This is a genomic window from Adhaeribacter sp. (assembly GCF_057359045.1).
In genome coordinates this window covers 1-9,040 of sequence record NZ_JBMQUD010000151.1, presented here as the reverse complement: position 1 = coordinate 9,040, position 9,040 = coordinate 1, and the positions used below count along the sequence as shown (strand labels likewise).

Below are 9,040 nucleotides of genomic sequence, written 5' to 3'. Positions count from 1 at the left end.
TTTCGCTTATCAGCGGCAAAGTGTTAGAGGAGTTGCAAGAGAAGCTGCAAGATTCGGTTAACTATTTCACTTCTTATAAGCAAATTCACCAGTGGTTGGCTGCCGAACATAACATTAACCTAAGTTATGAGCAGGTGCACCGCTTTGTGCGCTACTCGCTGAAAGCAAAGCTGAAAGTAGTACGCAAAAGCAATGTGAAGAAGGATGCCGTATACGAAGAAAAGTATAAAAAAAAGTAGATGTGTTGCTTTCTTACCTGCTGGGCCACTTTTATGAACCCTTAGCGAAAGCTGGAAAAGTAGAAAACTGGAAGGTGTACTTCCAGGATGAGAGCCGGTTTGGTTTGATGACAGTATTACGCCGGGCTATTACTCTTGCCGGGGTAAAACCAGTAGGGAAATACCAGCACCGCTTTATTTACCGCTACTGCTATGGTTTGGTAGAACCACTTTCCGGCGATAAGTTCTTTGTGACCGCTCCACAAGTGAACACCCTGTTTTTTGAGTTTATGTTGCAGGAGTTTTCTTTACAGGAACCCCAGGTATACAAAATTATCTTTTTAGATAAAGCCGGTTACCACCGGGCGAAGCACTTACAGGTACCTGAAAATATCCATTTGGTATACCTGCCGTCTTCCAACCCGGAGCTTAACCCCATCGAACGATTCTGGCGGGATATGAAAGATAAAGTTGCCTTTCATAACTTCAAAGATGAACAAGAACTTGAACAATGGATTAACAATACCATTAACAAATACTCCAAAGAGCAAATAGCTTCTCTTACCGCATATGAATACATCATGAACGCTATCAAACTAAACAAATATCCTATGGAAAACCCTTAATACTATTTGGTATAAATTAAGCTTAACTTCCTGCTTTCTTAATAAAGAAATATTGCTCCTGGATTTATAGGATTATTAACCAATTCATAGTTGGTAAACAACAACATAATTTAGTGGCTGCACCAACCGCAACTTGCTGGCATTTTTCTGCAGCAATAATCTACAAAGCACAAAGCTTTGCGGCTGCCTGGCGCAGGGTCTCTTCGTTTTTGGCAAAACAGAAACGCAGGATTTTATGGTCTTGTTGGTTGTGGTAAAACACCGAAACCGGAATAGCTGCTACACCTATTTCCTGGGTAAGTCGCCGGGCAAAAGCTACATCTGGTTCGGTGGTAATAGGGCGGTAATGCGCTAACTGAAAATAAGTACCCGACGAGGGAATTATTTGGAACCGGGAACCGGCCAGGAGCTCGCAGAATAAATTTCTTTTTTGCTCGTAAAAATTGGGCAACTCCAGGTAGTGCGCGGTAATTTCTAAAAAATCGGCGAGGGCGTATTGGATGGGCGTAGTGGTACTAAACGTAATATATTGGTGAATTTTCCGAAACTCCTGGGTAAGCGCGGGCGGGGCAATGCAATACCCAATTTTCCAGCCGGTGGCGTGGTAAGTTTTGCCAAACGACGAAACCACAAAGCTGCGGCTGGCTAAAGCGGGGCGCCGTAATAAGCTTTGGTGCGCATGCCCATTATATACCATGTGCTCGTAAACCTCATCGCCAATTAAAAAAATATTATGGCTGTTTATAATTTGGGTTAACCGGTCTAAATCGGGGGCAGTTAAAGTAGCGCCGGTCGGATTATGCGGCGAATTAAGAATGAGCAGCCGGGTTTTGGGCGTAATCCGGGTTAAAACCAAATCCCAGTCTATAGAAAAATCTGGAAAGGTAAGCGGTACAAAAACCGGAACACCGCCGTTAAGTAAAATAGCCGGCACGTAAGAATCGTAAGCGGGCTCAATTACCAGCACTTCGTCGCCGGGGCGCACCACGGCGGCAATGGCACAAAACAAAGCTTCGGTAGCGCCGGAGGTAACTGTAATTTCGGTTTCGGGGTTGGGGCAGCAGCCGTACAGTAACTGGGTTTTCTGGCTAATATTCTGGCGGAGCTTTACTACGCCGGCCATAGGGGCATATTGGTTATAACCTTGCTGGGTATATTGGCAAACCAAATGGGTTAATGCGGCCGGGGAGCTAAAATCAGGAAAGCCCTGCGATAAATTGATAGCCCCGTGCTCCTGGGCCAACTGCGACATTACCGTAAAAATACTGGTGCCTACCGCAGGCAATTTAGAGTCCGGTAATTTAAACATGCAGAATGGGCCGGATGTTTAGTTTAATAAAAGAACCAAAATAGCAAGGCTGGTTTTCAGGCGAAGCTTTCGCGCATTACTTCTCTGATTATTTCGGGAGATAAAGGTTTGGAATAATATTTATAATTTCTGGAAAATCCTTTTAGCCGTTCCAAATCAACGGGGTTGCCCGAAGAAGATAACATGATAATCTGGATAGACGAATCTAAGTCTTTAAACAGGTGTTCGTACTCCTGCAAAAATTCAAAGCCATCCATAACCGGCATTTTAATATCTAAAAAAATAAGTTGCGGACAACCCGGATTATCGGTGCTTAACTGGCAATTAGATTGCAGGTACGTAAGGGCTTCTTCGCCATTGGTAGCCACGGCAATATTTTTAGCTACTTCTAGCCGGGTTAAAAGCCTGCGGTGCAAAAAATTAGTAGTCTCATCGTCGTCTACTAATAATATCGTTTGAATAGGTAGCATAAAGTCCAGAATTTTACCTCACTTACCAACTACAATTTTTATCGGCCAGAAAAACGTTTGTTTATACGTTTCCCGGAAAAAAATCGTGGATTATCTGTTTTACATCATAATCCGATAATGGTTTTGGAAAATGTCTTTTTACTACGTCATATTTTTCCAGGCGGTTTAAATCATAAAAGCTGGCCGATGAGGTTAGCATCATGATTTGGGTAGGTGCCGCGGTATTCAGGTTTGATTCCTGGTAAGCATCTAAAAACTCAAACCCATCCATAATGGGCATTTTAATATCCAGAAATATTAAATCCGGACACGGATAAGTCAGGGAGTTTTCCTGGGAAAGGCAAGCCGATTTAAGGTAATCCAACGCCTGCTCGCCGTTCATAAAGATTTTAATATCCTTCGCAACATTGGTGCGTTTGAGGGTTCGTAAATTAACATGATTGGTTGTTTCATCGTCATCTACGAGTAGTATCAAATCCAGTGGTATCATGACGTAAAGATAAGGGTTTTAATCTTTCCTGAAATAAATTCGAAACGTACTTCCGGCATCTAAGTGGCTATCGACTAATATATGGCCGTGGTTGTTTTGCATAATGCGGTTTACCATGTATAAGCCTAAGCCCGTGCCAGGTACGTGGCTATGAAAACGCTTAAACATCTGGAAAAGCTTTTCTTTGTGCTGCGCCAGGTTAATGCCCAAGCCGTTGTCTTTTACAGTAAGTACAAAATATTCTGGTTCTATAGCCGTACTGATGTAAATTTCGGGCACACGGTGCGGCGAGCAGTATTTAATGGCGTTGCTAACCAGGTTATATAAGATGCTGCGTAAATTTGACCGCGAGAAATTAAGATGCGTTACGGCCGTAAAATCGGTTTTAATCTGGGCAGCTGCACCTTGTATCTGGTCCTGAATGCTCAGGCAAACTTCGTTGGTTAGCTCTGCGAGGTTTATTTTTTCTTTTTCGGCATTTATGTTTTTCTGTACTTTGGTAATTTCCGAAAGGTCGGTAATGGTGGCATTTATCTGGTCGAGCGATTTATAAAATAGCTGGATCAGTTTTTCGAGGTCGGGGTCGGTAAACTGGCGCGAACCTACAATTTCGCCGAAAAGGCTGCCCATGTTTATAATGGGTAATTTAAGATCATGAGAAGCCGTGTACACAAACCGGTCCAGATCTTCATTTATTCTTTTTAGTTCGGCGTTGGCTTCCTGCAGGTTTTGTTGGGCAACTTTCTGGTCGTTTATATCGGTGCAGGTGCCTACCCATTTGGTTATTTGTCCGGCCTGGTTGCGCATGGGTTTGGCCCGGCCTAAAAACCAGCGCCACATGCCATCGGCAGCCCGCCGAAAACGGTACTCTACCTGGTAATCTTCGCCGGTTTGTAAAGCATGAACCCATACTTGGCGCGCCCGGGCCTGGTCGTCGGGGTGCAAAAAATCATTCCAGGCCTCGGTGCCCTGGCTTTCTTCCAAGCTGTAACCGGTATATTCTATCCAGCGGTTATTAAAATATTCGTGGTAGCCGTAAGGGTCAGTGGTCCAGATCATTTGGGGCACCGTTTCGGCCAGAAATTTAAATTTGTCTGTTTCGTGCCGTAGCTCTTCGGCCAAGGCCTGGGCCCGGTTTTTAGATTGTACTTGCTCGGTTACATCTACTAAAAAGCACGTAACGCCTTCAATGTGATCGTTACCAATGCCATATAAGGGCTGAAAAATTAAATTAAAGAAGCCGGTCTTTAATTTTTTATCACCGGCGGCATCGTAGTGAATCGGGAATTCGTCGGCTTTAAAAGGTTTACCGGTTTGGTATACTTTTTCCCAGATTTGCAGCAAACCTTGTTCTATAAGTTCGGGCCAGGCTTCGTGGGCAGGTAAATTGGTAAACTGACGCTTATTAAAGAGTTTATTAAAGTTTGGATTGGTAAAAGTGCAAATCAGGTTGTAGCCGGTTAAAAGCAAAAACAAAACCGGGGCATCTTTAAGCATGCTTTGCAGTTGGTTGTCTCTTTGCTGCAGTTGCTGTTGGGTACGTTTTTGGGCTTCAATGTCGGTAGAGGTGCCCAGCCATTTGGTTATACGGCCGTTGTTGTCGTACATGGCCGTGGCCCGCGACAACAACCATTTGTATTCGCCGGTTTTAGACTTTAGGCGGTGTTCTATTTCAAAGAGTTGGCCCGTCCGGACCGATTCTAGCCAAAGGTTGTAAGTTTGGGCCCGGTCGTCGGGGTGCAAGGGTTCACGCCAATCAAAATTAGGATCGTTGGCCGCTTCTGCGCCTACAAAATTATAATAACTCTGGTTACGGTAATCGGTAAATCCATCGGGGTTACTCGTCCAGATAAGCGCCGGTACAGAATCTGCCAGGAGCTTAAATCGCTGGTAACTTTCTTCCAAAGCCAACTGCGCCAGTTTAGTGTTATGAATTTCGGTAGCAGCCCCCAGCCATTTTAATATTTTGCCCTGGGCGTTAAGTTGCGGATTTAGCCGGATATGCACCCAGCGGTATTCGCCGGTTTGCGACCGGATGCGCATTTCCTTTTCGAAATACCGGCCGGCGGCAATAGACTGCTGCCAATCGGCAACAATGGCATCTTTTTCTTCGGGCGGCAATAAATCGGCCCAATGGAAACCCGGCCGGTTGGCTACGCTATGGCCTATAAACTTTAAGTAATATTCGTTGCGGTAATTGGTAACAGCATTGGCGTCGGTGGTCCAGATAAAAGCCGGTACAGCATTGGCTAAGAACTCGAAAAAATCGGCTTGCTCTTGTAGTTGCTGGTCGGCTTTCTTTTGTAGCGTAATATCCTGCATAGCGCCTACCATCCGGTACGGAATACCATCCTCGTCGTATAGTAAGTAACCGCGGTCAATAATATCTGAAAAAGAGCCATCGGCACAGCCAAACCGGTACTCATCAGACCAAAACTGGTGGTGCTGGTCTATTATCTGGTGAATACTGTTAATTACCCGGTCCCGGTCGTCCGGGTGAATATGATCGTACCAGGAGTTAATGGTGGGGTCTGGATCTTCAAAGCCAAAAAGGGTTTTAAAGGCATTGTTCCAGGTAATGGTGTTTTCTCGTAAATTCCAATCCCAGATAGCATCGTTGGTAGCCAACGTTACCATATCAAAGCGCTCCTGGCTTTCCCGCAATGCTTCGGAGGTAAGCTTAATGGCCGTAATATCTTTTACTTCGTGAATCAGGTAAATTAATTCGCCGGATTCTGAAAAAACCGGGCTGTTTATTGCTTCCCAAAAAACCGGGGTGGCCGGCGTACCAGCATCGCCAAAGATTCCGGGTTCTAGCGGCATGGTATGCGGCGTTTTATTGGCTAGCAGGTAATCTAAAGAATTGTGCCAGGCTTGCATTTGGGCCAAAATTACCTCGGAAGCATGCTGACCGTACAGGTTGCTGACCGGCAAACCCATGATAGCCTGTTTAGTTAAGCCGGCTTGCTGTAAAAAATTATTACTGGCTGCTAACACCAGCAGTTGGGGCGATAAAACCAGGAAATTACCCGGTAGTGATGCAAATATTTGTGGGTAAGCAGGTAAAGAAGGGCCGGGTAAAACTTGCATGAAATTAGCCTTAAAATATAGTGATGCGCTAACTGTACAGGCTAAAGGTAATATTTTTATTATATTCTTGCGCTTTATATCTGCAAGAATAAGCTAAACCGGCATTTTGTTTTTAGCTTTGCATCCTTTAAACCAGGGCAAAAGCCTTTGCTAAGTGGAAGAATTACTATTTGCCGAGAAAAATATACAGATTTATTACGTAGAGCAGGAGCAATGGCTTTATGTAAGGTGGGTGGGCTTTCAGTCGGTAAAGTCGGTAATGAGTGGTTGCGAAACCATGCTGGATTTTTTAAAGCAGAAAGATTGCCCCAAAGTTTTAAACGACAACACCTACGTAGAAGGCATGTGGTCGGGGGCGGCCCGGTGGGGAGCTGATAGCTGGTTCCCGAGCATGCGCGCAGCCGGCTTGGATTGGTTTGCCTGGGTTTATGCCCAAAGTGCGCTTAGCCAACTATCAACAAATAAAACGTTGAGTTTAATGGAACCGCACTACATCCGTACTTTTTATGATTTAGAAGAAGCCAAAAAATGGCTGCGTTTGGTCTGAAACTCAACCCAGTATTATAATTTGGCTAAGGTTAATTTTTTAAGTAAAAACCGCAGAACGTACCTGCGTATTTTACGTATCAGTACGAAACCAATTCCAGCGCAATGCAATCCGATGTTTTATTTGAAGATTCTTATATTCAGATTTCTTATGTAGCCTCTGAAGACTGGATCTATGCGAACTGGATTGGTTTCCAGACGGTTAAGTCTGTGAAAGAAGGCTGTGAAAAAATATTACAGGCATTAATCGACGAATCTTGCCAGAAAGTTTTAAACGACAATACTTACGTAGAGGGCATTTGGTCAGGAGCGGCGGCCTGGGTGGGCAACGAGTGGTTTCCGCGCATGAGCCAGGCCGGCCTGCACTGCTTTGCGTGGGTGTACTCGCCCAGTGTGTTTAGCCAACTATCAACCGATAAAGCCCTGAACCATACCAAAGAAGGTTTTGTCCGGACATTCTACGACCTTGAAGAAGCAAAAAACTGGTTACGATCTTGCCCCAGGTAAAAATTACTTTTACCGGCTTTGTTTATAAGCGATAAAGATTTTGGAGGCTTTATGCCTGCTGAATAGCCTCCAAAATACTCTTGGCTTTATCTACCGAACTTACCTGCTCAAAAATTATCTGTAACTTGTCTTTGGTATCTTTCAGGCGTGAGGTGCGGGAGTGCTGTTGCACGTATTTTAATATTTTACCGAACGTTTCGCCCTGAAAATACCGATCGTTGTTGTTGGCAGGCATATAACCCCGCATTATTTCCTTTTTAATCGATAATTTTTCGAAACCTAATTGCTGAGCTTCCCAACGCAATTTCACAATATCAATCAGTTGCACTACTTCCGGCGGTAATGGGCCGAAACGGTCGGTAATGCTGCTCTGGATTTTCTCCAGGCTCTCCAGGTCTTTTACGTTGTCGAGTTTGCTGTAGAGGTTTAACCGTTCCGAAATATTGCTCACGTAAGTATCCGGAATTAATATTTCCATGTCGGTTTCAATGGTGCATTCGCGCACTTGGTCTACCAAATCTTTCAGGTCCGGTCCGGTCAGGAACAAATCTCTAAATTCAGTTTCTTTCAGTTCCTTCACGGCATCGTCCAGGATTTGGTGGTACATTTCAAATCCCAGATCGTTGATAAAACCGCTCTGCTCGCCACCCAATAAATTACCGGCGCCCCGGATATCTAAATCCCGCATGGCTACTTTAAAGCCATCGCCCAAATCCGAGAATTCTTCCAGTGTACTCAACCGTTTCCGGGCATCCGATGGCAAACCCGAAACTGGCGGCGTTAGCAGCAAACAATACGCTTTTTTGTTCGAGCGGCCCACGCGCCCGCGCATTTGGTGCAAATCGCTCAGGCCAAACATGTGCGCCCGGTTAATAATAATGGTGTTGGCGTTGGGAATATCCAGACCCGATTCAATAATATTCGTGGAGACCAGCACATCGTACTCGCCTTCTACAAATTTCATCATGCGTTTTTCCAGCTTTTCGCCGTCCATCTGGCCGTGGGCGTAGGTAACGCGGGCATCAGGTACCAGTTTTAAAATCAGGTTGGCCATTTCTTCAATATCGCCCACACGGTTGTGTACAAAAAATACCTGGCCGCCGCGTTTTAATTCGTTCATTACAGCGTCCCGGATAATGCTCTGGTCGAAAACGTGCAGCTCGGTTTGTACCGGCTGGCGGTTTGGCGGTGGCGTAGCAATAACCGAAAGGTCGCGGGCACCCATCATCGAAAAGTGTAAGGTACGCGGAATAGGGGTAGCGGTAAGCGTAAGCGAATCGACGTTGACGCGCATTTCTTTTAGCCGGTCTTTGGTTTTAACGCCAAATTTCTGCTCCTCATCAATAATCATCAGGCCTAAGTCTTTAAACTTAACGTCTTTGCTTACAATGCGGTGCGTGCCAATTAAAATATCGGTTTTACCTTCGGCTACCCGCTTCAGGGTTTCTTTTATATCTTTGGCGGTTTTAAAGCGGTTGATAAACTCTACATTTACCGGGAATTTTTCTAATCGGTCGCGGAAAGTTTTGTAGTGCTGCATGGCCAGGATGGTGGTAGGCACCAGCACGGCTACTTGTTTGCCGTCGCAGGCCGCTTTAAAAGCCGCTCGAATGGCGACTTCGGTTTTACCAAAGCCCACGTCGCCGCAGACCAAACGGTCCATGGGGTGCGGCAGCTCCATATCAGCCTTCACGTCTTCGGTGGCTTTGCCCTGGTCGGGGGTGTCTTCGTAAATAAACGACGATTCCAACTCGGCCTGCAAAAAGCCATCGCGGCTATAGGCG

The 9,040-nt window shown here is 45.3% G+C and carries 8 protein-coding genes and 1 pseudogene; 4 read left to right on the top strand and 5 right to left on the bottom strand.

The annotated features are described in order from the left end of the window. Positions 1-239 (top strand): annotated as a pseudogene (locus tag ACO1R6_RS23155) (IS630-like element ISAcma28 family transposase); the annotation flags it as partial. A gap of 2 nt (positions 240-241) precedes the next feature. Beyond that, complete coding sequence (locus tag ACO1R6_RS23150) at positions 242-844, top strand: IS630 family transposase (protein ID WP_486267794.1); 603 nt, start codon at positions 242-244, stop codon at positions 842-844. A gap of 160 nt (positions 845-1,004) precedes the next feature. Here the strand turns inward: ACO1R6_RS23150 and ACO1R6_RS23145 are convergent, their stop codons facing one another. From ACO1R6_RS23145 to ACO1R6_RS23130, 4 genes are all read right to left on the bottom strand, one after another. Then, positions 1,005-2,153, bottom strand: a complete 1,149-nt coding sequence (locus tag ACO1R6_RS23145; protein WP_486267792.1) for a methionine aminotransferase — start codon at positions 2,151-2,153, stop codon at positions 1,005-1,007. A 56-nt stretch (positions 2,154-2,209) separates the two neighbouring features. After that, positions 2,210-2,623 carry a response regulator gene (locus ACO1R6_RS23140; RefSeq protein ID WP_486267790.1) on the bottom strand — a complete coding sequence of 138 codons (414 nt, stop codon included), beginning with the start codon at positions 2,621-2,623 and terminating at the stop codon, positions 2,210-2,212. Between the two features lie 61 nt (positions 2,624-2,684). Next, positions 2,685-3,113, bottom strand: coding sequence for a response regulator (locus ACO1R6_RS23135; protein ID WP_486267788.1), 429 nt, complete (start codon positions 3,111-3,113; stop codon positions 2,685-2,687). An 18-nt stretch (positions 3,114-3,131) separates the two neighbouring features. After that, the gene (locus ACO1R6_RS23130) at positions 3,132-6,203 is read right to left on the bottom strand and encodes a PAS domain-containing protein (protein WP_486267786.1); all 3,072 of its coding nucleotides are present in this window, start codon (positions 6,201-6,203) and stop codon (positions 3,132-3,134) included. A gap of 154 nt (positions 6,204-6,357) precedes the next feature. Here ACO1R6_RS23130 and ACO1R6_RS23125 point away from each other — a divergent pair, with 154 nt between their 5' ends. Together ACO1R6_RS23125 and ACO1R6_RS23120 are read left to right on the top strand one after the other, a co-directional pair. Next, the gene (locus ACO1R6_RS23125; RefSeq protein ID WP_486267784.1) at positions 6,358-6,750 is read left to right on the top strand and encodes a hypothetical protein; all 393 of its coding nucleotides are present in this window, start codon (positions 6,358-6,360) and stop codon (positions 6,748-6,750) included. Between the two features lie 104 nt (positions 6,751-6,854). Continuing rightward, on the top strand, positions 6,855-7,256 hold the full coding sequence (locus tag ACO1R6_RS23120; protein ID WP_486267782.1) for a hypothetical protein: 402 nt from the start codon (positions 6,855-6,857) through the stop codon (positions 7,254-7,256). Positions 7,257-7,305: 49 nt separating this feature from the next. On the opposite strand, the gene ACO1R6_RS23115 is transcribed toward ACO1R6_RS23120, so the two are convergent. Continuing rightward, the coding region (locus tag ACO1R6_RS23115) for a TRCF domain-containing protein (protein ID WP_486267780.1) at positions 7,306-9,040 on the bottom strand (1,735 nt) is incomplete at its 5' end.